Origin of the sequence: Thermus altitudinis, assembly GCF_022760835.1 — a bacterium.
Lineage (GTDB): Bacteria > Deinococcota > Deinococci > Deinococcales > Thermaceae > Thermus > Thermus altitudinis.
The window spans coordinates 21,735-44,876 of sequence record NZ_JAKTNQ010000019.1 but is presented as its reverse complement, the minus strand read 5'-3'; the positions used below and the strand labels follow the sequence as shown (position 1 = coordinate 44,876).

Annotated in this window: 24 protein-coding genes and 1 tRNA gene; 15 read left to right on the top strand and 10 right to left on the bottom strand. The window is 64.9% G+C overall.

Annotation, left to right across the window (positions count from 1 at the left end; translation table 11 throughout):
- The first annotated feature begins 145 nt into the window (after window positions 1–145).
- Window positions 146–1,123 carry a GTP 3',8-cyclase MoaA gene (gene moaA / locus L0D16_RS08055; protein WP_243031155.1) on the top strand — a complete coding sequence of 326 codons (978 nt, stop codon included), beginning with the start codon at window positions 146–148 and terminating at the stop codon, window positions 1,121–1,123.
- Here the strand turns inward: moaA and L0D16_RS08050 are convergent.
- Window positions 1,101–1,931, bottom strand: a complete 831-nt coding sequence (locus L0D16_RS08050; protein ID WP_243031142.1) for a DMT family transporter — start codon at window positions 1,929–1,931, stop codon at window positions 1,101–1,103. The two genes, moaA and L0D16_RS08050, sit on opposite strands and share 23 nt — an antisense overlap.
- 17 nt (window positions 1,932–1,948) lie before the next feature.
- Here L0D16_RS08050 and L0D16_RS08045 point away from each other — a divergent pair, with 17 nt between their 5' ends.
- Genes L0D16_RS08045 through dusA form a run of 5 tightly spaced genes read left to right on the top strand, consistent with a single transcriptional unit; the run spans window position 1,949 to window position 5,772 of the window.
- Window positions 1,949–2,941: a polyprenyl synthetase family protein gene (locus L0D16_RS08045; RefSeq protein ID WP_243031132.1), complete on the top strand. Its 993-nt coding sequence runs from the start codon at window positions 1,949–1,951 to the stop codon at window positions 2,939–2,941.
- 7 nt (window positions 2,942–2,948) lie between these two features.
- Window positions 2,949–3,140, top strand: a complete 192-nt coding sequence (locus tag L0D16_RS08040) for a hypothetical protein (RefSeq protein WP_243031131.1) — start codon at window positions 2,949–2,951, stop codon at window positions 3,138–3,140.
- On the top strand, window positions 3,128–3,724 hold the full coding sequence (locus L0D16_RS08035; RefSeq protein ID WP_243031130.1) for a hypothetical protein: 597 nt from the start codon (window positions 3,128–3,130) through the stop codon (window positions 3,722–3,724). Before L0D16_RS08040 ends, L0D16_RS08035 begins: the two co-directional genes overlap by 13 nt.
- A 1-nt stretch (window position 3,725) precedes the next feature.
- Window positions 3,726–4,745 carry a 4-hydroxy-3-methylbut-2-enyl diphosphate reductase gene (gene ispH, locus L0D16_RS08030; RefSeq protein WP_243031126.1) on the top strand — a complete coding sequence of 340 codons (1,020 nt, stop codon included), beginning with the start codon at window positions 3,726–3,728 and terminating at the stop codon, window positions 4,743–4,745.
- Window positions 4,738–5,772, top strand: coding sequence for a tRNA dihydrouridine(20/20a) synthase DusA (gene dusA / locus L0D16_RS08025; RefSeq protein WP_243031124.1), 1,035 nt, complete (start codon window positions 4,738–4,740; stop codon window positions 5,770–5,772). The genes ispH and dusA overlap by 8 nt, the downstream gene beginning before the upstream one ends.
- Here dusA and L0D16_RS08020 read toward each other — a convergent pair.
- The 6 genes from L0D16_RS08020 to glgC all read right to left on the bottom strand — a co-directional run bounded on the left by L0D16_RS08020 (window position 5,659) and on the right by glgC (window position 10,906).
- Window positions 5,659–6,294, bottom strand: coding sequence for a tetratricopeptide repeat protein (locus L0D16_RS08020; protein ID WP_243031114.1), 636 nt, complete (start codon window positions 6,292–6,294; stop codon window positions 5,659–5,661). The genes dusA and L0D16_RS08020 overlap by 114 nt on opposite strands.
- Window positions 6,295–6,299: 5 nt before the next feature.
- Entirely contained in the window at window positions 6,300–7,619 is a 1,320-nt protein-coding gene (locus L0D16_RS08015) for a glycogen synthase (RefSeq protein WP_243031112.1), read from the bottom strand.
- Between the two features lie 265 nt (window positions 7,620–7,884).
- Window positions 7,885–8,271, bottom strand: coding sequence for a gamma-glutamylcyclotransferase family protein (locus L0D16_RS08010; RefSeq protein WP_243031110.1), 387 nt, complete (start codon window positions 8,269–8,271; stop codon window positions 7,885–7,887).
- On the bottom strand, window positions 8,271–8,945 hold the full coding sequence (locus tag L0D16_RS08005; RefSeq protein WP_243031106.1) for a response regulator transcription factor: 675 nt from the start codon (window positions 8,943–8,945) through the stop codon (window positions 8,271–8,273). Before L0D16_RS08005 ends, L0D16_RS08010 begins: the two co-directional genes overlap by 1 nt.
- Before the next feature lie 27 nt (window positions 8,946–8,972).
- Entirely contained in the window at window positions 8,973–9,659 is a 687-nt protein-coding gene (locus L0D16_RS08000) for a SagB/ThcOx family dehydrogenase (RefSeq protein WP_243031105.1), read from the bottom strand.
- Between the two features lie 2 nt (window positions 9,660–9,661).
- Window positions 9,662–10,906, bottom strand: coding sequence for a glucose-1-phosphate adenylyltransferase (glgC, locus tag L0D16_RS07995; RefSeq protein WP_243031103.1), 1,245 nt, complete (start codon window positions 10,904–10,906; stop codon window positions 9,662–9,664).
- Between the two features lie 69 nt (window positions 10,907–10,975).
- On the opposite strand from glgC, the gene L0D16_RS07990 reads away from it, so the two are divergent.
- Window positions 10,976–13,057 (top strand): AAA family ATPase, encoded by a 2,082-nt coding sequence (locus L0D16_RS07990; RefSeq protein ID WP_243031102.1) that lies wholly within the window; start codon window positions 10,976–10,978, stop codon window positions 13,055–13,057.
- Window positions 13,058–13,127: 70 nt separating this feature from the next.
- Here the strand turns inward: L0D16_RS07990 and L0D16_RS07985 are convergent, their stop codons facing one another.
- Window positions 13,128–15,437: a penicillin acylase family protein gene (locus tag L0D16_RS07985; RefSeq protein WP_243031101.1), complete on the bottom strand. Its 2,310-nt coding sequence runs from the start codon at window positions 15,435–15,437 to the stop codon at window positions 13,128–13,130.
- Window positions 15,438–15,489: 52 nt separating this feature from the next.
- Between L0D16_RS07985 and L0D16_RS07980 the strand changes: the two genes are divergently transcribed.
- Entirely contained in the window at window positions 15,490–15,696 is a 207-nt protein-coding gene (locus tag L0D16_RS07980) for a CDGSH iron-sulfur domain-containing protein (RefSeq protein WP_243031100.1), read from the top strand.
- Window positions 15,697–15,739: 43 nt separating this feature from the next.
- A complete protein-coding gene (locus L0D16_RS07975; protein WP_243031098.1) occupies window positions 15,740–16,699 on the top strand; it encodes an aldo/keto reductase family protein in 960 nt (319 codons plus the stop codon).
- Between the two features lie 6 nt (window positions 16,700–16,705).
- Here the strand turns inward: L0D16_RS07975 and L0D16_RS07970 are convergent, their stop codons facing one another.
- Complete coding sequence (locus L0D16_RS07970) at window positions 16,706–17,326, bottom strand: helix-turn-helix domain-containing protein (protein WP_243031097.1); 621 nt, start codon at window positions 17,324–17,326, stop codon at window positions 16,706–16,708.
- 74 nt (window positions 17,327–17,400) lie between these two features.
- Here L0D16_RS07970 and L0D16_RS07965 point away from each other — a divergent pair, with 74 nt between their 5' ends.
- The 6 genes from L0D16_RS07965 to mutM all read left to right on the top strand — a co-directional run bounded on the left by L0D16_RS07965 (window position 17,401) and on the right by mutM (window position 21,578).
- Window positions 17,401–18,645, top strand: a complete 1,245-nt coding sequence (locus tag L0D16_RS07965) for an MFS transporter (RefSeq protein WP_243031093.1) — start codon at window positions 17,401–17,403, stop codon at window positions 18,643–18,645.
- Window positions 18,646–18,655: 10 nt separating this feature from the next.
- Window positions 18,656–20,032, top strand: a complete 1,377-nt coding sequence (locus tag L0D16_RS07960) for an FAD-binding oxidoreductase (protein WP_243031091.1) — start codon at window positions 18,656–18,658, stop codon at window positions 20,030–20,032.
- A 9-nt stretch (window positions 20,033–20,041) separates the two neighbouring features.
- A tRNA-Met gene (locus tag L0D16_RS07955) sits at window positions 20,042–20,118 on the top strand.
- Between the two features lie 51 nt (window positions 20,119–20,169).
- The gene (locus tag L0D16_RS07950) at window positions 20,170–20,406 is read left to right on the top strand and encodes a 4a-hydroxytetrahydrobiopterin dehydratase (RefSeq protein WP_243031089.1); all 237 of its coding nucleotides are present in this window, start codon (window positions 20,170–20,172) and stop codon (window positions 20,404–20,406) included.
- A 12-nt stretch (window positions 20,407–20,418) separates the two neighbouring features.
- Window positions 20,419–20,778 carry an acyl-CoA thioesterase gene (locus tag L0D16_RS07945; protein ID WP_028494065.1) on the top strand — a complete coding sequence of 120 codons (360 nt, stop codon included), beginning with the start codon at window positions 20,419–20,421 and terminating at the stop codon, window positions 20,776–20,778.
- 2 nt (window positions 20,779–20,780) lie between these two features.
- Window positions 20,781–21,578 (top strand): DNA-formamidopyrimidine glycosylase, encoded by a 798-nt coding sequence (mutM, locus tag L0D16_RS07940; RefSeq protein ID WP_243031088.1) that lies wholly within the window; start codon window positions 20,781–20,783, stop codon window positions 21,576–21,578.
- A 62-nt stretch (window positions 21,579–21,640) separates the two neighbouring features.
- Here the strand turns inward: mutM and L0D16_RS07935 are convergent, their stop codons facing one another.
- Entirely contained in the window at window positions 21,641–23,122 is a 1,482-nt protein-coding gene (locus tag L0D16_RS07935; protein WP_243031087.1) for an ABC transporter permease, read from the bottom strand.
- Between the last annotated feature and the right edge of the window lie 20 nt (window positions 23,123–23,142).

The window sequence follows — 23,142 nt, the reverse complement described above, 5'->3', positions numbered from 1 at the left end:
CACGACCTTGCCAAGGTCGGGGTCGCGGGTTCAAGTCCCGTCTCCCGCTCCAACACAAACCCCAGGCTTATGCCTGGGGGTTTGTTTTTTTATCCCTTGCCCTCTAGCCCGGGGCGTAGTATGGTGGCCCAAAGGGGGAAAGGGCATGAAGCTACTGGACAACTACGGGCGTGTTATCAAAGACCTTCGTATCTCCGTTACCCCCCGGTGCAACCTGCACTGCCTTTACTGCCATCCCTTAGGCCTCGAGATGGCCGAGCCCCCGGGAACCCTCAGCGTGGAGGAGGTGGACCATTTCCTCGAGGCCGCCTCCCTTCTCGGCCTCTCCGCCGTGCGCTTTACGGGCGGGGAACCTTTGGTGCGCAAGGAGCTTCCCCAGATGATTGAACGAGCCCGGAGCAAGGAGACCATTGAGGATGTGGCCATCACCACCAACGGCCTCCTCTTTGCCAAGCGGGGCAAGGAGTTGGTGGCAGCAGGCCTAAACCGGGTGAACATCTCCTTGGATGCCATTACCCCCGAGGTCTTTACCCGCATCACCCGGGGAGGAAAGGTGGAGCGGGTGTTGCAGGCCATAGAGACCGCCCTAGAACTTGGGCTTCACCCGGTGAAGCTGAACGCCGTGGTCATCCGGGGAATGAACGAGGAAGAGGTGGTGCCTTTGGCCCGGCTCTCCCTGGACCGCCCCCTGCACATGCGCTACATAGAGTACATGCACCTGGACAACTCCGACCCCGAGGAGTACCGCCGCCGCTTCGTGTCGGGGAAGGAGATCCGGGCACGGATAGAAGAAGTCTTTGGTCCCCTGGAACCCGTCCCCCACGACCCCACCTCCCCAGCCCGGGTCTACCGGATCCCGGGGGCCCAGGGCACCTTGGGCTTCATCAATCCCGTCACCGAGCCCTTTTGCTCCAACTGCTCCCGGCTTCGCCTCACCTCCGACAAAAAGCTAAGGCCCTGCCTCCTTACCGATTTGGAAATGGATATCTCCTGGGCCTTCGCCGCCGAGGAGCCGGTGGAGGCCTTGGTGGATGCCATTCTGATCGCCACCAACCGCAAGCCCGCCTTCGGCAACACCCTCCCCACCTTGAGGAAACGGGTCATGCTGGGGATCGGCGGATAGCCTGCAAGGTGGCAAGGATTACCAAAAGCGCCCCCATAACCCCTAACAGCCCTAACCGCTCACCCAGGAGGATAAAGGCAAAAAGGGTAGCCCAGACGGGTTCCAGGGTGTAGAGGATGGCCGCCTGGGGGGCGGGCACGTACTTCTGTCCCCAGGTTTGCAGCCAGGTGGTGAGGGCCGTGGCCACCATCCCCAGGTAGAAGACCGCCCCCCAGGGTACCCCTTCCCACCGCACCCCTTCCCAAAGGGCCCAGGGCAGGGCCAGGAAGGCCGTGCCCAAGACCTGCACCGCGGTGAGGGGGAGGGAGGGAAAGGTTTTGGCGTGCACCTCGAGGCGCACGATGTAAAGGGCGTAGGTAAGGGCGGTGAGAAGGGTCCAAAGGTCCCCCACGTTCAGAGGAGGCTGCCGGGGATCGTAGGAAAGGAAACCTACCCCCAAAAAGGCTAAAAGGGCGGCCACCCAGACCCCTCCCAGCCTGCGGCCCGCCAGTCCCAGGATCAAAGGCACCAGTACCACGTTGAGGGCCGTAATAAAGGCGCTTCGGCTCGCCGAGGTATACAGGAGGCCGACCGCCTGCGAGGCATAGCCCAAAAGAAGCCAGAAGGCCAGCTCCATCCCCGGTCCCCAAATCCCCTTGGGCAGCCGGAAGGCCCAGGGCAGGAAGAAGAGGCTCGCCAGAAGAAAACGGAGAAAGACCAAAAGGCTTGGGGCCATCTCCCCCACCGCCCCTTTCACCACCACAAAGGTGGTGCCCCAAAGGAGGGTGAGGAGGTTGAGGGCCAAAAGGCCCAGGGCGTAGCCGCGCATGGCCTAAAGTGTATAGCATGGTGCCCTCCCCCCAGGAAGTGAAGGATGCCCTTCAGGAAAGGCTCTTAGGCCACCTGGCCCATTCCGATCCCGGTTACCAGGCCCTTCTTCAGGAGTACCCATCCCGGGGAGGCAAGAGGCTCCGGGGCCTTTTGGTGGTCTATGCGGGGCTGGCCCACGGGGCTTCCCTCGAGGCCAGCCTTTGGGCAGGGGCTGCTTTGGAACTTTTCCAGAACTGGGTGCTTATCCACGACGACATAGAGGACGGCTCCGAGGAACGCCGGGGCAGACCCGCCCTGCACCGCCTCTACCCCATGCCCCTGGCCTTGAACGCGGGGGATGCCCTGCACGGGGAGATGTGGGGGCTTCTGGTGCAGGGCCTCGAGGCCGGCCTTCTGCCCCCTCCGGTTCTGGCCGAGTTCCACCAGGTGGTGCGCCGCACCGCCTACGGCCAGCACCTGGACCTCCTCTGGACCCTTTCCGGCCGCCTGGACCTCTCCCCCGGGGACTACTTCCGCATGGTGGCCCACAAGGCCGCCTACTACACCGCGGTGGCTCCCTTGCGGCTTGGAGCCCTGCTGGCCGGGCAAACCCCTCCCTCCCTCTACGAGGAAGCCGGGTTGAAGCTGGGCATCGCCTTCCAGATCATGGACGATGTCCTCAACCTGGAGGGGGACGAGGCCTACGGCAAGGAGCTAGCCGGGGACCTCTACGAGGGCAAGCGCACCTTGATCCTAATCCGCTACCTCCAGGAAGCGCCTCCCGAGGAACGCACCCGGGCCGAGGCCCTCTTGCGCCTCCCCCGGGAGGCCAAGCCCGAGGCCGAGGTCAGGTGGCTTTGGGAACGGCTTTTGGCCTCGGGGGCGGTGGCCTGGGCCAAGGAGGAGGCCAAGAGGCTAGCGCACAAGGGCCTGGGCGCCCTTATCCCCCACCTGGAGCAACTACCCGGACGGGATGCCGCCTCCCACCTGCAAACCCTCCTCACCGCCTTGGTGGAACGCAGGGCATAATAGGGCCATGCAGGGCGTGCGCTTTAAGGTCATCACCGCCAACGACCCCGACATCCTCCAGGAAAGGCTCAACCGCTTTGTTGAAGACCTTCCGGAGGACGTGGTCCTGGTGGAGGTCAAGTTTTCCGTAGCCGATGGACCCTCTCCCCTATTCGCCGCCTTGGTCCAGTACAAGGAAGTAGAGGCGTGGAGGGAGTAGGAGGGTTTCTCTTCTTTCTGGCCTTGAAGGGGGAGGCCAGGCGGGAAGAGGTGCGGGCCCGCTTTCCTAGGCTGGTTCCCCTGCTCAGGGCCCTGGGCGAAGGGGTGGAGGCCCACGGGGAGACCTTTCGTCTGGCAAAACCCCTCCGGCTTTCCTGGTTTGCCCCCCTGTTCCAAGCCCATTACTCTCCCCTTTTGCCGGAAGCGGAGCGGGGCTTGGCCTTGGAGCGGCTCCTCGAGGCCGCCCACCTCTCCGCCCAGGAGGGCGAACCCCTGGTGGAAGGGGATGGCCTTCTAAGGGCCGCCCGAGCCTTCCAGGAAGGGAGCCAGAGCCTCCTAGGGGGGGCCTACCGGGAAGCCCTCCACCACTATGGGAGGGGCCTGGGGCTTCTGGAAAAGGAAAACCTTCCCTTCCCCGCCACCGCCTTGGCCCTCCTGGCCCTGGCCCAGGAGGGATTCCGCCCAGGGGGCAAGGGGCGGGAAACCGCCAGGAAGGCCCTGGAAAGGGCCAGGACCGCCTTCGCCCGGGAAATGGCCCAAAAGGCCCTGGCCCAAACCACAAAGGAAGAGGAGAAGGAGGCCTAGAATGGGGGGCATGGGGCTTAAGCGGGTGTACCTGGCCCGGCCCAGGGGTTTCTGCGCCGGGGTGGTCATGGCCATCCAGACGGTGGAGCGCTGGGCCGAGACCCTGAAGGAAGCGGGGGAGCTGGTGGTCTACCACGAGATCGTCCACAACCGCACCGTGGTGGAACGCCTTAAGGCCAAGGGGGTGCACTTCGTGGAAAACCTCGCCGACATAGAACGGCTTCGCCAAGAAAGACCCTTGGCCGGAACCCTGGTCTTCTCCGCCCACGGCCACCCCCCCGCGGTGCGCAAAAAGGCGGCGGAGATGGGTTTCCATATCCTGGACGCCACCTGCCCCTTGGTCACCAAGGTGCACACCGAGGCCAGGCGCTACGCCCGGGAAGGCTACTGGATCCTCCTGGTGGGGGATTCCGCCGACCATCAGGAGGTGAAGGGCACCTATGGGGAAGCCCCGGAGAGGACCATCCTGGTGGCGGTGCACATCCACGTGGGCAAGGACCCCCGCTTGGCTGATCCCCGTACCGTGGAGGTACCTGACCCCGAGCGGGTGGTGGTCCTCACCCAGACCACCCTGAGTGTGGAGGACACCCTTAAGACCATAGAAATCTTAAAAAAGCGCTTCCCCAGACTGGTGGTCCCCGCCAGAAAAGACCTCTGCTACGCCACCCAGAACCGCCAGGAGGCGGTCCGGCGCATTGCCCCCCATGTGGATCTCTTCCTGGTGCTCACCAGCCCCCACTCCTCCAACGGCATGCGCCTTTTGGAACTGGCCCAAAGCCTCACCGGCAGGGCCTACCGCCTGGAAAGCGCCCGGGATCTCCGGGAGGAATGGCTTCAGGGTGCCGATAGCCTGGGGATCACCTCCGCCGCCAGCACCCCCGAGGACCTGGTGCAGGAGCTGGTGGCGCTCCTTAGGGAGCGGAACCCGGGCCTCGAGGTGATCGAGGAAGGCGAGGAGGAGGGCATCGTCTTCCGCGAACCCAGGCCCCTGTCCCCGGAGGAGGTCTTAAGGGGTGTCTGAGCACCGCCTCTCCGTGGCCCCTATGGTGGACCGGACGGACCGGCACTTCCGCTACCTGGTCCGCCAGATAAGCCGCAGGGTGCGGCTTTACACGGAAATGACCGTGGACCAGGCGGTGCTCCGGGGGAAGGCCGAGCGGCTTCTCGCCTTCCACCCAGCGGAGCACCCCATCGCCTTGCAGCTTGCGGGCTCGGACCCCCAGAGGCTGGCGAAGGCGGCGCAAATAGGCCAGGCCTGGGGGTACGACGAGGTGAACCTGAACCTGGGCTGCCCCTCGGAGAAGGCCCAAGAGGGGGGGTTTGGCGCCTGCCTCCTCCTGGACCCCCTGCGGGTGGCCGAGATCCTCAGGGCCATGGTGGAGGCGGTGGCCATCCCCGTCACGGTGAAGCTCCGCCTAGGGGTGGAGGGGGAGCGCTATCCCCTCCTGGCCCGTTGGGTGGAGCGCTATGCGGAAACGGGGGTAAGGGTGTTCATCGTCCATGCCCGTAGCGCCTTGCTGGGGCTCTCCCCCCGGAAGAACCGGGAGGTTCCCCCCTTGCGCCACGACTGGGTCCACCGGCTCAAGGAGGATTTCCCCCACCTCACCTTCGTCCTGAACGGGGGGGTGCGCACCCTGGAGGAAGCCCTTCCCCATCTGGGCAAGGTGGATGGGGTGATGATGGGGCGGGCGGTCTACGAGGACCCCTTTGTGCTTCAGGAAGCGGACCGAAAGGTATACGGCCTGGACCACAGGCCAAGCCGCCTGGGCGTGGCGCAAGGCATGCGGGCCTATCTGGCGGAGGAGGTGGAAAAGGGCACCCCCCCTTGGGCGGTGCTGAGGCACCTGCTGAACCTCTTCCGGGGGCAGCCAGGGGGAAGGCTTTGGCGGCGCCTCCTGTCGGAAGGGCGTTCCCTGGAAGCCCTGGACCAAGCCCTAAGGCTTCTTCAGGAGAAAATAGGCCAGGAGGGCGAGGAGGAAAACCCAAACCCAAAGGGGAATGCGGCGGTGAAGCGGGCGGGGCTGGGGCTTTCCCGTCACGGGATCTAGGGGGCCAGGCGGGCGCATCTTGAGCCGGGTGGCCCGCTTCATGTGGGCCACCATCCGGTCCAAGTCTCCCTTTTTCTTGTAAAGGGCCGCCAGGTTCTCATGAACCAAGGGATCCTCCGGGGCCAGCTTCAAGGCCCGCTGGTAAAGGTCCAAGGCCGCCTCCAGTTCCCCCCGTTCCTGATAGAGGTTGCCCAGGTTGACCAGGGCCCGGTGGTGCTGGGGGTCAAGGGAAAGGGCCTTGTGGAAGTGGGCTTCGGCCTCCTGCCGCCTCCCTTCCCCCACCGCCTTGACCCCCAGGAGCACCTCCCTCTCCGCGGCGAAAAGGGGGTCTTCCAGGCGCTCGGGGGTCTCCACCAGCAGGCTTAGGCCTGCCAAGAGCCTCTCCTTAAGCCCTTCCGGGAAACCTTCCGCATAGGCCCTGGCCCCGGGGTAGTCCTTGTGCCGCAGAAGCCGCACGAAGTGAAGCAGGGCCAGGGCTTCGGGGTCGCCGGCTAGGGCCTGGGCCTCGAGGTCCTTCACCATCCCCTTTAGCCTAAGGCCAAACGGTAAACCCGGTGGTAGGCCTCAGCGCTTTTGGCCCAGGAGAAGTCCTTTTCCATGCCCCTTAGACCCAGGGCCTCGGGCCCCAGGCGGAAGAGGCGCAGGACCCCGTAGAGCAGGCCCTCCGGGTGGTAGGTTTCAAAGAGCACCCCCGTGCGGCCATCCTCCACGGTGTCCTTTAGCCCCCCCACCGCCCGGGCCACGGGAGGGGTGCCGTAGCGCTGGGCGATCATCTGCACCAGGCCGCAGGGCTCAAACCGGCTCGGGACCAAAAGGGCATCGGCTCCCGCATAGGCCAGGCGGGCCAGGGCCTCGTCATAGGCCTCCACAAACCGCACAAAGCCCGCATGCTCCTCCTCCGCCCGCCTAAGGGCTTGGGAAAGACCCTCCTCCCCCACCCCTTGGACCAGGAGGCGAAAACCCAGCTCCTTCAGATGGGGAATGGCCCTTAGGATGAGGTCCAACCCCTTCTGCCCATCCAGCCGGCCCACGTAGGCGAGGAGAGGCCCACGGAGCCCCGTGCGCTCCCCAAGGGCCTCCCGTGCCCGGGCCTTGCCCCTTGGATCCTCCCGGGAGTAGGGAGCGGGAAGGTGGGGGTCGCGGGCGGGGTCAAAGACCTCCAGGTCCAAGCCATTCAGGATGCCAAAGAGCTTTTCCCTGTGCCGCCTCAGCACCCCGTCCAGCCCCATGCCGAACTCCGGGGTCTGGATCTCCTCCGCATAGGAGGGGCTCACCGTGGTCACCATCCGGGCGAAGACGATGCCGCCCTTCATCAGGTTCACCTGGCCGTAGAACTCCAGGGCCTCCATGTGGAACAGGCTCCAGGGAAGCCCCGTCCAGTGGAAGAACAGGGCGGGGTCCACAAGGCCTTGGTGGGCCAGGTTATGGATGGTGTAGACGACGGGCACGGGGGCGGTCAGGGCAAGGAGCGCGGCCGTCCAGTCATGGGCGTGGACCAGGTCAAACCCCCGGGCCACCTGGCTCGCCGCCAGGGCAAAGCGCAGGTAACGCTCGGCATCGTCGGGGTAGCCGTAGACCCTTTCCCGGTCAAAACCGGGCACGCCCAGGAGGAAAAACCGCACCCCTCCCTCCACCCGCTCCCCCAAAGGGGCCCTTTCCTCCCGGCCCGCAAAGGTATAGGCCACCTCCCCTACCCCCTTGGCCCTAAGGCCCCGGTGCCAGGGAAGGAGGATGCTAGCCTCCACCCCCAAGGGCTTCAAGGCCTTGGGCAAGGCTCCCACCACATCCGCAAGCCCGCCCACCTTTGCCAGGGGGTAGGCCTCAGGGGCCACCATGAGGACCTTCATAGGCGCACTATACATGCCCGCGAGGCTCGCTTGGACCAAACCAAAGCCCCTCTACCCCGAAGGCTTAGTACCCTTTTGCGCCCCGCTTTTCCCCTGGTGTCGCCAAGATGAGGCCTGGCTGGGGCCCCGTGCAGTGAAGAACCGGTAGGGCATCCCCAAGGGCGCGGTACCCGATGCTTGGGAAAAGAAGCCCTTGGAAAGCACCCCGCCCAAGGCCGGCAAAAGGGCTTCCCCTCTAACCTGCGCTAGACGGGCAAGGCCCCGCCTAGGTGGAACCTGGGGAGTCGTGCCATTCCCCTTGGGGCACCAACACCGCCCCCTCGAGGTCCCCCAAATAGAGGTACGTCCAGGCCAAGAGGGGGCCCTCCTCCGTCTCCACCCGCACCTGCACCCGCCGGTACTCCATCCCCTCCTCCTCCAGCTCGTCCAAGAGGGAAAGGGCCTCCTCCGGCAAAAAGAGGACCTCCCCGTAGACCCTTCCCTCCCCAGGAACCATGCCAGGGTAAGGATAGGGACGGCCGAGCCCCTCGGCCAGGTGGAAAAGGCGAAAGCCCTCCACGTGCCCGGGCAGGACCTTCACCACCCGCCCCTCCACCAAGGGGTAGTTCCTTTCCCCGGGCCGCAGGGTGCCGTAGACGAACACCCGCTCCATCACTCGCCCAGGAAACGGTACCCCATCCCCACCACGGTTTCTATGAACCGGGGAGCCTGGGGGTTGTCTTTGAGCTTTTTACGCAAGAGGCGGATATAGGCGTCCACCACCCGCTCGGAGCCCTCAAAATCTGGCCCCCAAACCCTTTCCAAAAGTTCCTCCCGGGTGTACACCCTTCCCGGGGTCTGGGCCAGAACAAAGAGGAGGTTGGTTTCGGTGGCGGAAAGCTTCAAGGGCTGACCCTCCAGGTAGGCCTTCTTGGCCTCCAGGTCCAGCTCTAAGGGGCCAAAATGCCGCCTACCCTCCTTGCCGCTTCGGCGGAGAAGGGCCTTGATACGGGCCAAAAGTTCCTTAAGGGAGAAGGGCTTGCCCAGGTAGTCGTCCGCCCCCTCCAGAAGCCCCTCCACCCGGCTGTCCTCGTCGGCCTTACCGGTTAGGAGCAAAACCGGGAGCCAAGGGTCCAGGTCCCGCAAGGCCTTGAGGACCTCGAGGCCCTCCATATCGGGAAGCCCCCGGTCCAGGACCACCAGGTCCGGCTTGGCCCTATTCCAAACCTGATGCAAGGCCTCCCGGCCCGTGCGGGCCCAGTCCACCCCAAGCCCCTCCTTCTCCAAAAACCGCTTAACCAGCTCCCCCACTTGGGGATCGTCCTCCACCAAGAGAATCCTCGCCATAAGGCCTTCCCAAATACCCCGTTAATCCTAACGCCCCAAAATCACCACCACTCCTGGATACTCCCCTTCCGGAAGCCGCAAGAGCCGGGCCACGCTCTCATCATAAAAGGTTTCCGCCGGGTAGGCGGCCAAACCCTGGCCCACCGCCGCCAAGAGGACCAGGCCCGCAGCATAGCCTGCCTCCAAAAGAGCATACCGGTACCCCCTTAGCCCAAACAAGGCCTCGCTCCGCTCCGGCACCAGGGTGAAGACTAAAAGGGCCGCCGCCTTCCCCAAATCCAGCCCCAAAAGGGCCTCCGACCAGGAGGCCTCCTCCACCTTGGCGGCAATCTGGAAAAGCTGATGCTCCTTTGGGAAGTAATGGTACACCCCAGGGAACACCCCCTCCACCCGGCGCACCACCAAATACACCTCCAAGGGGTAAGCCTCCCCCGCCGAGGGAAACCCCCGTCTCCCCAAGCGCTCCGCCAAGGGATAGAGGACCTGAGAAAGGTCCTTCAGGGTAAGGGCCGAGCCCACCTCGGGCAAAAGGGGCCTAAGCTGGGAAAGCACCCGGAACAAAGGCGGTCCCCCCTCCTCCCGGAAGGGGGGCAGGGCCTGGGTTTCCAGGGGATTGGCGTAGACCTTGGCCTTGGGCTTCCGCTTTAGGGGAAGCTCCTCCCCCTGGGCAAGACGGGTAAGGCGGTAGAAAAGCTTACCCGGATGCTTCTCCATGGCTAAAAGCGGTAGCCCTTGGGCACCACCACCACCCCTTCCGGGGTAACGGTGAAGCCCCGGCCACGGTCGGCATCCAGGTCGTAGCCGATCTCGGTATGGGGAGGGATCTTCACGTCCTTGTCAATGATGGCGTTGCGGATCTTGCAGTAGCGGCCCACCTCCACGTCGTCAAAGAGGACGGAGCGCTCCACCAGACTGTAGGAGTTCACCCGCACCCGGCGGAAGAGGACCGACTCCCGCACCGTGCCCCCGCTCACGATGACGCCCCCGGCCAGAAGGCTGTTCAGCGCCCGGCCCACCCGCTCCCCCGTTTCGTGCACGAACTTGGCAGGGGGGCTGAAGAGGTTGGCGGTCCTTAGGGGCCATTCGGGGTTGAAGAGGTCAAACTCGGGAATGACCTTGACCAGGTCCATGCTGGCCTCAAAGTAGGCGTCCAGGGTGCCTACATCCCGCCAGTACAGGTTGGGACCCTCCTGGCCGGGGATGGGGTTGCGGTGGAAATCATAGGCAAAGACCCTATACCCCTCCTTGAGGGCCCTGGGGATCACATCCTTGCCAAAGTCGTGACTGGAGGCAGCCTCCTTGGCATCGGCCTCTAAGAGCTCAAAGAGGGCCTCGGTACGGAAGATGTAGTTGCCCATGGAGGCCAGGGCCAGGTGGGGCTTGTTGGGTAGGGGCTTGGGGCTTTTGGGCTTCTCCTGGAACTCGGTGATGCGCCAGTCCGGGTCCACCTGCAAAACCCCGAAGCGGCTGGCCTCCTCCACCGGCACGGGGTAGGCGGCGATGGTAATGTCGGCGCGTTTTTCGTAGTGGTACTCCACCATGTGGCGGATGTTCATCTTGAAGATGTGGTCCCCTCCGAAGATGGCCACCGCCTGGGGAGCATGGTTGTGTACCAGGTGCAGGTTCTGGTAGATGGCGTCGGCGGTGCCCCGGTACCAGACGGGGCCCAGCTCCTCATAGCGGTACATCTGGGCGGGCACCAAAAGGATGAAGTGGTCCTCCAAAAAAGCCCCGAAGCGCCAGTAGCGCTGGATGTGTTCGGTGAGGGACTGGGCCTTGAACTGGGTGAGCACGTAGATGGAGTAGATCCCGGAGTTCACGAAGTTATTAAGAACAAAGTCAATAATGCGGTACTTGGCCCCGAAGGGCACCGCCGGCTTGGCCCGCTTGGCGGTAAGGGGATAAAGGCGGCTTCCCTGCCCCCCCGCCAGGATCATCCCCAAAACCTCCACCTTCACCATGGAATCCCTCCTTTGCCCGCCAGTTTACCCCAAAGCCCGGGGGCAAACGTCCGGGTATAGTGGAGCCCGATGCGGGTCTTCCCCTTGCGCTGGTTCACCCCGCCCATACATCCTAAGCCCGCGCCCCTCTTCTTTGGCCAGGAGCGGGCTCTAAAGGCCCTCGAGGCCGCCTTCCGCCAGGGGGGGCACGGCTATTTGGTGGGGCCAAGCGGTCTAGGCAAGAGGAAACGCCTCCTCGCCCTCCTGGAAGGGCGCACCTTTCCCAAGGAAGAACTGGTCTACCTGCCCTTGGGGGAGGAGGCCTTTCCCCTTCTCCTCCCGGAGGGCCAGGGCCGGGCCCTGGTGGAAGGGGTGGAGGCCCTCCTTTCCGAGTTCACTCCCGCCCTCTTCCGGGAAAAGGGCTTCCTCTACGCCAAAAGCCTGGTGGAGGCCCGCTACGAGAAGGAGGCCGAAGCCCTCCTGAAGGCCTTGGCCCAGGAGGCGGAGGGCTATGGGTTTGCCCTTTTGGAAGGCGAAGAGGGCCTGAGGCTTTCGGGCAAGGGTCCCTTGCCCCCGGAGCTTTCCGCCAAGCTGGAGGAAACCGTCTTGGCCTACGTGGACGTGCGCCAACGGGCGGAGGCAGAGGTGGCCGCCTTGAGGCGGGGTTTTGCCGAGCGCTTCCTCCTGCCCAAGGCCCTGGAGTTGAAAGGGCGCTTTCCCCAGGCGGGACGGTACCTGGACTGGATCACGGAAACCCTTCTGCGGGCGGCGGCCCTCGAGGAAACCCCGGCCCTAGAAAGGCTCCTACCCCGCCTTCTGGTGGAGGGGGGAAGCCGGGTGGTCTACGAGCCTAACCCCAGTCCGGAAAGGCTTTTCGGCCACCTGGAGTACGAGATGCAAGAGGGCCACCTCTCCACCCACCTGGGGCTTTTGCGCCCCGGGGCCCTGCACCGGGCCACGGGGGGGGTTTTGGTCCTGGAGGCCCACCGGGTGTGGGAGCTGGGGAGCTATACCCTTTTGAAGCGGGCTCTGGCCACCAAGGAGGTGGAGCCCTTAGCCCCCAGGCCCGAGGTCAAGGGCCCCCGCCTCAAGCCCGCCCCCCTCGAGGCCCAGGTGTTTTTGGTGGGCCCCCCTGAGGTGATGGCCTTTTTGGAGGAAGACGAGGAGTTTTTGGAGCTATTCCCCTTCCGCGTGGAGTTTAGCCCGGAGATCCCCTACACCCAGGAGAACGTGGCCTACCTGGGGGGATTTTTAGAGGCCCAGGGGGTGGCCCTGACCCCCGAGGGTCTCTCCGCCCTGGCGGACGAGGCCCGGCGCTGGGCGGGGCACAAGGAGAGGCTGGATGCCCGGCTTTACCGCCTTTTGGACCTGGCCCAGGAAGCCCAGGCCTTCCGCCGTCCCCTGGACCGCCAAGCGGTGGAGGAAGCCATCCAGACCCGGGAAGAGCGGTTTGGCCTCGAGGAGGAGCTCTACCTCAAGGACCTGGAGGAGGGGGTGGTGGCCCTGGAGGTCCAGGGGATGCGGACCGGCGAGATCAACGGCCTGGTGGTGGTGGAAGGCCCCCTGCCCCAGGGGCGGCCGGTGCGCATCACCGCCCAGGCGGGCCCCGGGCGGGAAGGCATCCTCTCCATAGACCGGGAGGTGGGCCTGGGGGGGCAGGTCTTCCACAAGGCGGTCCTCACCCTAGCTGGCTACCTAAGGGGCACCTATGCCAGCCTGGGGGCTCTTTCCGCCACGGTGAGCCTGGTCTTTGAGCAAAGCTATGGGGGCATTGAAGGAGATTCCGCGGGGCTGGCGGAGCTTTTGGCCGTGCTTTCCGCCATCTCCGGGCTTCCCTTACGCCAGGACCTGGCGGTCACCGGCAGCCTGGACCAAACGGGCCGGGTGCTGGCCGTGGGCCGGGTGGCGGAGAAGGTGGAGGGCTTCTTCCGGGTATGCCAGACCCTAGGGCTTACGGGAAGCCAAGGGGTGGTGCTTCCCAAGGCTAACCTTCCCCACCTGACCCTGCGCAAGGAGGTGGTGGAAGCAGTGGAGAAAGGGCGCTTCCACCTCTATGCGGTGGAAGGGGTGGACGAGGCCATTGAACTCCTCTTCGGGCGCAAGGCCTACTGGGTCCACGATAGGGTGCGGGAGGTGCTGGAGCATTTCCAAAAGCTAGAGAAGGAGGAGTGATCCCGTTTCTCGCCACATCGTGCTCCGTAGGGGCCCAAGAGCGTGGCCCGAAAAGAGGATTGGCCGGGGTCTACCGCCCCGGCTCCAAAAGCAGAACCTTTTCCCTCTCCGCCCGGAAGGCCATGGAAAGGTAGCGGCCCTGGGCCCACCCGGGAAGGAGATCAGCGTAATGGGCGGACAGGAAATGCCCCGTCTGGCCCATGGGGTGGATGAAGAAGGAGGCTTCTGTCTGGGCAAGGTCCACGATTTGGCGGTAGCTGGGCCCGTGGCTCATGAGAAGGGTGGTGGGATCAAAGGGGCCCACGTTCACCGTGTACCGGTCGCCGCCGAAGGAAACCATCCTGTCGGTAAAGCGCTTCAAAGGGGTATGGGTGAGAACCGCATGGGGGAAGACCGCCCGGTGCACCGCCCCCCAGGAGCGCACCTTAAGGGCCTCCTTCCGGTCCAAAGCCCTCTCCAAGGCCAAGGCGGCAAAATCCAGGCAGGATTCCCGGTACTCGGTTTCCGGCTGGTCGCAGTTCTTGTCCCCCTCCTTAAGCGCCTTCAGGAGATACCGGGGCTCATCCCAAAAGGCTTCCCCCACCTCCTGGGCGGGCAGACGGGTGAGCTCCGTGTACCACAGGGCGAAGACCAAGGCGTCCTCCGAGTTCTGGCCCATCACCCCATCCCAGGCCAAAAGCCTCTCCCTCCAAGCCCGGCCCCTTTCGGAAAGGGGGTTTAGAAGCTCCAACACGGGACGAAAATCCCGGAAAAGCAGGCTTTTTTGGTCCTGCTGAACCGCCTGCATATCGGCGGGAGAAAGCTTTTCCTTGGCCAGGAGGAGCTCCCTTATGCGCTCTGCCCGATAGGGCTCGGCCCAATCGTAGGTGAGGGCATAGGGAAAGCCCTCGGGGGTCACCTTGTTGTTGGCGGTGACGATAAGGCCCTCTTGGGGGTTCAGCACCTGGGGCCACTCCTCGGGCCGGCGGTAACCCTGCCAGTCCCACGCCCCATTGCCCGGCACCGGCACCATCCCGGTGTGCCCCTCCTTGCGGATGGGGAACTTCCCGGGGGCGATGTAGCCGATATTCCCGTCCACATCGGCATAGACGAAGTTTTGGCTGGGGGCGGAGTAGTGGCCTAGGGCGGCCACGAACTCCTGAAAGTTACGCGCCCGGTTGATCCCCAGATAGGCCATGAGGATATGGTCCTCCGCATCCAGGCTCACCCAGCGTAGGGCCATAGGGGTCTTAGGGGGGTCCTCCAGGGCGTCGGTGATCACGGGACCGTACAGGGTTTCCCGCACCTGGAGGGTCTCCTCCCTACCCCCCTTCACCCGGATGCGTTCCTCCCGCACCCGGTAGGGAAGGACCTGGCCCTGGTAGCGGTACCCCTGGCCCTCCACGTCCTCCAGGAGGTAGAGGTCCTGCACGTCCGCCCCCACGTTGGTAACGCCCCAAGCGATGCGGTCGTTGCGCCCGATCACGATACCGGGGACCCCGGGGAGGCTGGCCCCGATGACCTGGTAACCGGGGGCTTCCAAGGCCATGAGGAACCAGAGGCTTGGCGCCCCCAGGCGCAGGTGGGGGTCGTTGGCCAAGAAGGGTTTTCCCGTTACCGTGCGGCTTCCCGCCACCACCCAGTTGTTGCTGGCCTCCATAAAGCGGGGCGGGGCCATCTGGAGAAGGGCTGCCGGGGCCTCTTCCCGGTTCAGGGGAAGCCTTAGGTCCTCGCCTTGGAGGACGGTGGGGGCCTCCTCGGGGTACGGGGGGAGAAGCTCAAGAAGCCTTTCCGGGCGGATCCCTCGGGCCAGGAGGCGATGGCGCAAAAGCTCCTCCTCCCAGTTGCCACTGAGGTCAAAGCTCATCATCTTGGCCCAGACCAGAACGTCGGGACCGGTCCAGGGCTCGGGGCGGAAAGCAAGGAGGCGGAACTCCGGGGGCAAGGGCGCCCCGCTTTGCAAGAAGGCGTTCACCCCAGCCACATAGGCGTCCACCGCCACTTTTTCCTCAGGGTAAAGCCTCTCGTAGGCCTCTTGGGCCGCCCGGTAAAAGCCCCAGGTCCGTAAGAAACGGTCCTGGGCCAAGGTGGCCTCCCCCAGCACCTCGGAAAGCCTTCCCTGGCCCACCCGCCTTTGGAACTCCATCTGCCAAAGCCTCTCCTGGGCGTGGACAAAGCCTTGGGCAAAGAAGAGATCCTTAAGGCTCTGGGCCCGGATGCGCACCACCCCCCTTCCATCCCGCCCCACCTCCACCGGGGCATCCAGGCCCTTTAGGGCCATACGCCCTTCCCCCTGGGGCAAGGAAGCCCGCAAGGTCACGTAGGCCCCCAAGGCCAAAAGGCCAAGGGCCACAACCGCCAGGCCCAGAAGCCAGGCTAAAACCCGCAAGAGGCGTTTCATAGTTGGACCGAGCATACCACTTGGCCCAACGCCCAGGGTCTAAAATGGCCCCATGCGGCTCGAGTTCCTGGAAAACGGCCCCATCCGGCTAGAGGGAAAACGCTTCCGGATCCGGATAGGGGAAAGGGAGGAGGTCTTGGAAAGGCCCCGGGTTTTCCTGTGCCGCTGCGGGGGCTCGGCCAACAAGCCCTTCTGCGACGGCACCCACAAGGGGATCGGCTTCCAGGCCCCGGGTGGGGTGCTGGAGGTGGAGGACTGACCCACTGGTCACCGCCGGACCCCAGGGGTAAACTCGGGGGGCCATGGGCGAGATGCGCTACCGCAAGCTGGGCAAGTGGGGCCTCAAGGTTTCGGAGATCTCCCTAGGGGCCTGGGTCACCTTTGGGGATGTGGTGAAGGACAAGGAAACCATCCGGGAGATCGTGAGGATCGCTTACGAGGGCGGGATCAACTTCTTTGACAATGCCGATGTCTACGCCCGGGGCCTGGCGGAGGAGGTGATGGGGGAGGTGCTCTCAGAGTTTCCCCGGCACACCCTGGTCCTCTCCACCAAGGCCTATTGGCCCATGTCGGAGGATCCCAACGACCGGGGCCTAAGCCGCAAGCACCTTCTGGAAAGCATTACCCAAAGCTTAAAGCGCCTAAGGACCGACTACGTGGACCTCTTCTTCGCCCACCGCTATGACCCCGAGGTGCCCATGGAGGAAATCGTCTACGCCATGCACACCATCGTGGAGAAGGGCTATGCCCTTTATTGGGGTACCTCGGAGTGGCCCGCCGCCAGGATTGCTGAGGCAGTGACCTTCGCCCGGGAAAATGGCCTCCACCCGCCCGTGGTGGAGCAACCCCAGTACTCCATGCTCTACCGCGAGCGGGTGGAAGGGGAGATCCTCCCCGAAGCCCAGCGCTTCGGCATGGGCCTGGTGGTCTGGAGCCCCTTGGCCATGGGCATGCTTACCGGACGGTACGATGAAGGTATCCCGCCGGAAAGCCGCTTCGCCCGCTACCCCCAGTTCGCCGAGCGCTTCCTCACGGAGGAAAACCGCCGGAAGGTGCAGAAGCTTAAGGCGGTGGCGGATGAGCTGGGCCTCACCCGCACCCAGCTGGCCCTGGCCTGGGTGCTTAGGCTTCGCGAAATCAGCAGCGCCATCACCGGGGCCACCCGGCCCGAGCAGATCCAAGAAAGCCTGGGAGCCGCCGGGGTGGACCTGCCCAAAGAAGCCCTGGAGCGGATTGAGGCCATCCTGAAAGGCGAGGCGTAAAGAGGCCTATTTGGGCGCTGGGGCCAGCCCCAGGTGGAGCAAATACCGGGGTTGGCCCTCTTCCTTTCGCGCTGGGGAGAGGGCAGCATAGCGGTGGTAAAGGGCCAAAAGCTCCCGCTGGAAGGCCTTGGCCTCCTCCCAGCGCAGGTGGAGCCCAGCGCTCCAGAGGTTTACAAGGGGAGGAAACTCTTCCGCCAGGATATCGGGCTCACCCTCGCTTCCAAACTCCAAGATCCCTTCCGGGTTTAAGAAGACACGCAAAACCGTGCCATACCCTGGGTCATAAAGTTCCAGGGCCTTTTCCCATTCCTCCTGCCAACTTTGGGCCCCCTCGAGGGCCACCCATACCCTCTCCGGAACCAGCTCCCGAGGAATACGGAAATCGGTATCCACCGCCCGATACAACCGGATGTACCGGCCCCGCTGGAGAAGAAGCCCTGCCGGTTGGAGGAGCCCGGCCTTTAACAGGAGCCCCACGCGATAGTACGCTTGCTGCGGGGAAAGCCCCTGGGCCAAGGCTAGGTCCTTAACGCTGGCCGGCCCCTTCATGAAAGGTTTCAAGCACACCGCCATATCCGGATCGGCCAAAAGGCGCGCTGCCAAAGAATTCTTGACCAGGAAAGGCATAGCTAGATTTTAGCTATCCCCCTCTTCAAAAAGAGCCCTTGTTTTTGAAGTAGAAGGGCCGGAGATTGAAGGTCATGCAAGGGTTTGCCGCCTTCCGTCTCCTTTGGCTGGGCCAGGCCCTGGCCCTGGTGGGGCGGGAGATGACCTGGTTCGCCCTTACCCTCCACGCCTATGAGAAGACCGGGCTCGCCACCACCCTTTCCCTTTTGGGCTTCTTCCATTTTCTTCCCCTGATTCTCTTTTCCCCCCTGGCTGGGGCCTTGGTGGACCGTTACCCCAGGAAGTGGGTCATGCTGACAGCTGACCTGGGAAGTGCCTTGGCCACGGGGTTCTTGCTCCTGATGTTCCTTCTGGGCCAGTTGCAAATCTGGCACCTGTACCTGGTTTCCGCCTTCAGCGGGGCCCTGGGAAGCCTTCACTGGCCGGCCCTTTCCGCAGCCCTAAGCACCCTGCTGGAGAAAAAGGACTACGCCCGCGCCAGCGGGATGATGAGCTTGGCGGAGTCCTTAGCTGGCGTGGGAGCCCCGGTGCTGGCGGCAGCCCTCCTTAACCCCCTAGGCCTTGGGGGCATCTTCGCCTTAGACCTCCTAGGAGCCAGCGCTGCTATCCTCACCCTTCTCCTGGTGCCCATACCCCATCCCCAGGTTTCCGCAAAACCCACAGCCTCCCTCCTGGAGGAGGCCCTGTTCGGCTTTCGCTTCATCCTGTCCAGACCCCCTCTTTTTGCCCTCCAGCTCATGTTCTTTGGCATCAACTTCCTCACCACCTTGGCCGTGACCGTCCTACCCGCCATGGTGCTGGCCAAGACCGACCTCTCGGAGGCAGTTCTGGCCTTGGTGCGGTCGGCCTCCGGGCTTGGTGGGGTGGCGGGTGGGCTTCTCCTTTCCCTTTGGGGTGGACCAAGAAAGCGGGTGCACGGGGTCCTTTTGGGAATGGCCTTCTCCAGTCTGGCCTTGGCCCTTATGGGGGTGGCAGAAGGCCCCCGGGCATGGGCAGCGTTGGCCTTCATGGAGAGCCTTTTCCTCCCCCTACTAAATGGCTCCAACCAGGCCATCTGGCAAAGCAAGGTGCCCCTCGAGGTCCAGGGCAAGGTCTTCGCCGCCAGGCGCATGATCGCCTGGTTTGCCAATCCTTTGGCCATGCTTCTTTCCGGCCCCCTGGCCGACTGGGTTTTCGCCCCGCGGTACGGCCAGGGGGAGGGCATCGCCCTTATGCTTCTTCTTTTCGGTAGCCTGGGAGTTGTATGGGGCCTTTCCGGATACCTTATCCCGCACGTGCGGGAAGCGGAGACCCTTCTCCCCGACGCCAAGCCGGACTAAACTGGCCTCCATGGACACCCTGGAAGCCTTAAGGCGCCTCTTCCCCGGGAAGGTGGACACCTCCCTCTCCGAGCGCCGCCGGCACGGACGGGACGAGGGGTACCCCGAGGAGGGGGAGGTCCTGGCGGTGGTCTATCCGGAGAGCGTGGCCGACGTACAAGAGGCCCTGCGCTTCGCCCGGGAAAGGGGCCTGGCGGTGATCCCCTTCGGCGCCGGGACCAGCCTCGAGGGCCACCTCTACCCCTTGAGGGAAACCCTCAGCCTGGACTTTAGCCGCATGAACCGCATCCTGGAGGTACGCCCCCAGGACTTCCTTTGCGTGGTGGAGCCTGGCCTCACCCGCAAGGCCCTCAACGAGGCCCTAAAGGGCACGGGGCTTTTCTTTCCCGTGGACCCCGGGGCCGACGCCACCTTGGGCGGCATGGCCGCCACCAACGCCAGCGGCACCACCACGGTGCGCTACGGGGGGATGCGGGCCAACGTCCTGGCCCTCCAGGTGGTCCTGGCAGGCGGGGAGGTTTTGGAGCTGGGCCGGGGGGTGCGTAAGACCAGCGCGGGCTATGACCTAAAGGACCTCTTCATCGGCTCAGAGGGCACCTTGGGGATTATCACCCGCCTTACCCTTAGGCTCCACCCCCTGCCGGAGCACGTCCACGCCCTAAGGGTCTTCTTCCCCGGGGTGGAGGAGGCCGCCTTGGCCAGCTACCGGGTGATGGCCAGCGGGCTTCCCGTGGCCCGGCTGGAGCTATTGGACGAGCTGGCCCTAAGGGCGCTAAACCGCTACCTGCAAGCGGACTTTCCCGAGAAGCCGGCTCTCTTTTTGGAGTTCCACTCCTCCACCAAGGAGGCCCTGGAGGCGGAAAGCGCCCTGGCCTTGGAGATCATGCGGGAGGAGGGGGCCCTCGAGGTGGAGGCCGCCAAGACGGAAGAGGAGCGCCGGCGCCAGTGGGAGGCCCGCCACCAGGCCTACTGGGCCCTGGTGCACCTCTATCCTGACCACCGCTTCGTCATCACCGATGTGGCCGTGCCCCTCTCCCACCTACCGGAAATGGTGCGCTACGCCCAGGGGCTTCTAGGGGAAATGGGCCTTACGGGCAACATCCTGGGCCACGTGGGGGACGGGAACTTCCACACCCTGGTGCCCGTTCTCCCCCCGGACTACCCCAAGGCGGAAGCCTACGCCGAGGCCTTGGTGCGAAAGGCCTTGGCGCTTGGCGGCACCTGCACCGCCGAGCACGGGGTGGGGCTAAGGAAGAAAAAGTACCTCCCCCTGGAACACGGCCCCGCCTTGGATTGGATGCGAAAACTAAAGGCCCTCTTGGACCCCGAGGGGCTTCTGAACCCGGGCAAGGTGCTTGACATAAGCTCTTCCCCTGGCTATAGTTAAGGATGGCGACGCGGGGTGGAGCAGCCTGGTAGCTCGTCGGGCTCATAACCCGAAGGTCGCGGGTTCAAATCCCGCCCCCGCAACCAAAAGAGAGCCCGAACCCTAAGGGGTTCGGGCTTTTCCCTTACCCTGGGGGCATGGACTGGGAGATCCAACAAGACCCCGAGCGCCTGGTCAAGACCTTCCGCTTTGCCAACTTCCAGGAGGCCCTGGCCTTTGTAAAGCGGGTGGGGGAGCTGGCGGAGGCCAAGGGCCACCACCCCCGGCTTACCCTGGAGTGGGGGCGGGTGACGGTGGAGTGGTGGACCCATAGCGCCGGGGGCCTCACGGAAAAGGACCGGGAAATGGCCCGCCTCACCGACCTCCTGGGGTAGCCTAGGAAGGGTATGGAGGCGCGCACCCTAGAGCTGGTCTTCCCCGAGCACACCAATCCCCTAGGCGCTGCGTTCGGCGGCTTCGTGCTGGGCCTCATGGACAAGGTGGGCTCCTACGCCGCCGCCAGGAGAGCCAGAAAACCCGTGGTGACCGTGGCGGTGAGCAGCGTGGAGTTCAAGGTGCCCATCCGCACCGGGGACCTCCTGGAGGTGGTGGCCAAGGTGGTGCGGGTGGGGCGCACCTCCTTAACGGTGGAGGTGGAGGTGTACAAGGAGCACTTCGGCCAGGAGGATGGCCGGGTGCTGGCCACCAAGGGGGAGCTCACCTACGTGGCGGTGAACGAAAAGGGCCAGCCCGTGCCTGTGGACTAGACATGCCCGAGCTACCCGAGGTGGAAACCACCAGGAGAAAGCTTCTTCCCTTCTTCCTGGGGAAGCGGCTTTTCCGGATAGAGCACCAAGACCCCCTTCGCTACCGGAACACGGAGCGGGCCCTTGGCCAGCGGGTGGAGGACCTCCGCCGCCGGGGCAAGTTCCTCCTCTTTGCCCTCACGGAGGGGTGGGAGATGGTGGTGCACCTGGGTATGACCGGGGGCTTCCGCCTAGAGGAAACTCCCCACACCCGGGTGGCCTTCCGCCTCGAGGACCAGGAGATCTTCTTCCACGACCCCCGGCGCTTTGGCCGCATCTGGGTGGTGGAGCGGGGAGACTACCGGGAAATCCCCCTCCTCCCCCGCCTGGGCCCCGAGCCCCTTTCGGAGGAGTTCCAGTTCCCGGGCTTCTGGGAAGGGTTAAGGAAAAGCCGCAAACCCCTAAAGGCCCTCCTCCTGGACCAGCGCCTGGCCGCTGGGGTAGGCAACATCTACGCCGATGAGGCCCTCTTCCGGGCCCGCCTCTCCCCCCTTCGCCGGGGAGAGGCGCTGGGGGAGGAGGAAGCCCTAAGGCTTTTCCTGGCCCTTAAGGAGGTGCTGGCCCAGGCGGTGGCCTTAGGGGGAAGCACCCTTTCCGACCGCACCTACCAGGGGCCCGATGGCCTTCCGGGGAGGTTCCAGAAGGAGCACGCCGTCTACGGGCGAAGGGGCCTTCCCTGCCCCGCCTGCGGCACTCCCATCGCCAAGAGGACCGTGGCGGGAAGGGGCACCCACTACTGCCCGCAGTGCCAGGGGGCATAGCCCCTCTCGGTTCCGGTCCCCGGAAGGACCCCTCTGGGAACCCCAGCCAAGGTGGGGTGGCATCAACCCACCCGCCCCCTGCCCCGGTCCAGAAGGTAGAAGACAAGCCCCGAAAGCAAGGCCAGAAGGCCGGCTATGGCCAAGGCCTCGCGGAAAGGAGCCTCCCCAGGCCGGCCCAGGCGCTCGTAGATGGCCAGGGTCAGGGTGGTCCACTCCGGCCGCCAGAGCACCAGGCTGGCCCCAAACTCCCCCAGGATGGCCGCCAAGGCCAGGGCAAGCCCGGACTGCAAGGCGGGAAGGACCAAGGGGATCTCCACCCGGAAAAAGGCCCTCAAGGGCGTGGCCCCCAGGACCCGGGCCGCCTCGAGGAGGCTTGGGGAAAGACTGCGCAAGGCCGGTAGGAGGGCCCGGGCCAGGAGGGGGTAGGCCAGAAGGGCATAGGCGGCCAGCAGGAGGAGCAGGGAGCCCCGAAGATGGGGGTAGGCGAGAAGGTAGCCCAGGCCCACCGCCACCGGGCTCACCATAAGGGGAAAGAGGCCCAAAAGGTCCATGAGGGGGCTCCTCCGGGCCGCCGCCGCGTAGGCCACCCCCAGGGGTAAGGCCAAAAGGAGGGCCAGAAAGGTGAAACGGAGGCTGTTCCCCAAGGCTAGGGAAAGGGGGGTGAAGTCCTCCGAGGCCCAGGCGGAGGCCAAGGCCCCGAGGTCCAGGCGCAGAAGAAGCCCCCACAAGGGGGCAAAGAGGAGCAGAAAGAAGGCCCCTAGGCCCACGGCGTAGGCCCAAGGGGGAGCGGGAAGGAGGCCTCCGGGTGGCAGGGGGTAGGGCTTGAGGCGCAGGTAGAGGGCCACAGCCAAGGCCAGGGTGAGGATCTCCAGGAGCATCAGGGCGCTGGCCTCGGGAAAGGCCAGGCGGTAGGCCAAGAGGGTATAGACCTCCACCTCGAGGGTGGCGTACCGGGGCCCGCCCAGGAGAAGGGGCACCCCAAAGGCGGAAAAGGCGTAGATGAACACCAAAAGTCCCGCCGAGCCCCAAGCGGGAAGGATCAGGGGAAACCCCACCCGCAAAAACGCCCTCCAGGGCGTGGCCCCCAGAACCCGGGCCGCCTGCAAGGGACCCTCCAGGTTCAGGGCCACCGGCAGGAGAATCCTGAGGGCCAGGCCCAGGTTGTAGAACACGGCCGCCAGGAAGAGGAGGGTTTTGCTGCCATAGAGGTCCATCCCCAAAAGCCCCCTAGGGCCCAGGAGGGCCAAAAACCCCAGGGCCACCACCGGGGTGGGGAGGACAAAGGGCAAGGTGGTAAGGGCCAGGAAAACCCCCCTCAATGGGAAGCGGCGGCGGAAGAAAAAGGCCAGGGGTAGGGCCAGCATCAGGGTCAGGAGGGCGGAAAGAACCCCGTACTCCAGGCTCCAAAGGTACCGCTCCCAGTAGTAGGGGTTGGTCAGGGCTCGGCTAAACCCCTCCCCCACCCCCAGGGCCAGGATGCGCCCTAAGGGGTAGAAAAGGGCCAGGCCCAGGAAGAGGAAGACCAATAGACCCCCGTGGGCCATGGCCCCCTACCCCTTGGGCG

Bases quoted from the DNA above. Each gene is read 5' to 3' on its own strand.
- moaA (WP_243031155.1), top strand. From the start codon at position 146: ATGAAGCTACTGGACAACTACGGGCGTGTTATCAAAGACCTTCGTATC.
- L0D16_RS08050 (WP_243031142.1), bottom strand. From the start codon at position 1,931: ATGCGCGGCTACGCCCTGGGCCTTTTGGCCCTCAACCTCCTCACCCTC.
- L0D16_RS08045 (WP_243031132.1), top strand. From the start codon at position 1,949: ATGGTGCCCTCCCCCCAGGAAGTGAAGGATGCCCTTCAGGAAAGGCTC.
- L0D16_RS08040 (WP_243031131.1), top strand. From the start codon at position 2,949: ATGCAGGGCGTGCGCTTTAAGGTCATCACCGCCAACGACCCCGACATC.
- ispH (WP_243031126.1), top strand. From the start codon at position 3,726: ATGGGGGGCATGGGGCTTAAGCGGGTGTACCTGGCCCGGCCCAGGGGT.
- L0D16_RS08020 (WP_243031114.1), bottom strand. From the start codon at position 6,294: ATGGTGAAGGACCTCGAGGCCCAGGCCCTAGCCGGCGACCCCGAAGCC.
- L0D16_RS08015 (WP_243031112.1), bottom strand. From the start codon at position 7,619: ATGAAGGTCCTCATGGTGGCCCCTGAGGCCTACCCCCTGGCAAAGGTG.
- L0D16_RS08010 (WP_243031110.1), bottom strand. From the start codon at position 8,271: ATGGAGCGGGTGTTCGTCTACGGCACCCTGCGGCCCGGGGAAAGGAAC.
- L0D16_RS08005 (WP_243031106.1), bottom strand. From the start codon at position 8,945: ATGGCGAGGATTCTCTTGGTGGAGGACGATCCCCAAGTGGGGGAGCTG.
- L0D16_RS08000 (WP_243031105.1), bottom strand. From the start codon at position 9,659: ATGGAGAAGCATCCGGGTAAGCTTTTCTACCGCCTTACCCGTCTTGCC.
- glgC (WP_243031103.1), bottom strand. From the start codon at position 10,906: ATGGTGAAGGTGGAGGTTTTGGGGATGATCCTGGCGGGGGGGCAGGGA.
- L0D16_RS07990 (WP_243031102.1), top strand. From the start codon at position 10,976: ATGCGGGTCTTCCCCTTGCGCTGGTTCACCCCGCCCATACATCCTAAG.
- L0D16_RS07985 (WP_243031101.1), bottom strand. From the start codon at position 15,437: ATGAAACGCCTCTTGCGGGTTTTAGCCTGGCTTCTGGGCCTGGCGGTT.
- L0D16_RS07980 (WP_243031100.1), top strand. From the start codon at position 15,490: ATGCGGCTCGAGTTCCTGGAAAACGGCCCCATCCGGCTAGAGGGAAAA.
- L0D16_RS07975 (WP_243031098.1), top strand. From the start codon at position 15,740: ATGGGCGAGATGCGCTACCGCAAGCTGGGCAAGTGGGGCCTCAAGGTT.
- L0D16_RS07970 (WP_243031097.1), bottom strand. From the start codon at position 17,326: ATGCCTTTCCTGGTCAAGAATTCTTTGGCAGCGCGCCTTTTGGCCGAT.
- L0D16_RS07965 (WP_243031093.1), top strand. From the start codon at position 17,401: ATGCAAGGGTTTGCCGCCTTCCGTCTCCTTTGGCTGGGCCAGGCCCTG.
- L0D16_RS07960 (WP_243031091.1), top strand. From the start codon at position 18,656: ATGGACACCCTGGAAGCCTTAAGGCGCCTCTTCCCCGGGAAGGTGGAC.
- L0D16_RS07950 (WP_243031089.1), top strand. From the start codon at position 20,170: ATGGACTGGGAGATCCAACAAGACCCCGAGCGCCTGGTCAAGACCTTC.
- L0D16_RS07945 (WP_028494065.1), top strand. From the start codon at position 20,419: ATGGAGGCGCGCACCCTAGAGCTGGTCTTCCCCGAGCACACCAATCCC.
- mutM (WP_243031088.1), top strand. From the start codon at position 20,781: ATGCCCGAGCTACCCGAGGTGGAAACCACCAGGAGAAAGCTTCTTCCC.
- L0D16_RS07935 (WP_243031087.1), bottom strand. From the start codon at position 23,122: ATGGCCCACGGGGGTCTATTGGTCTTCCTCTTCCTGGGCCTGGCCCTT.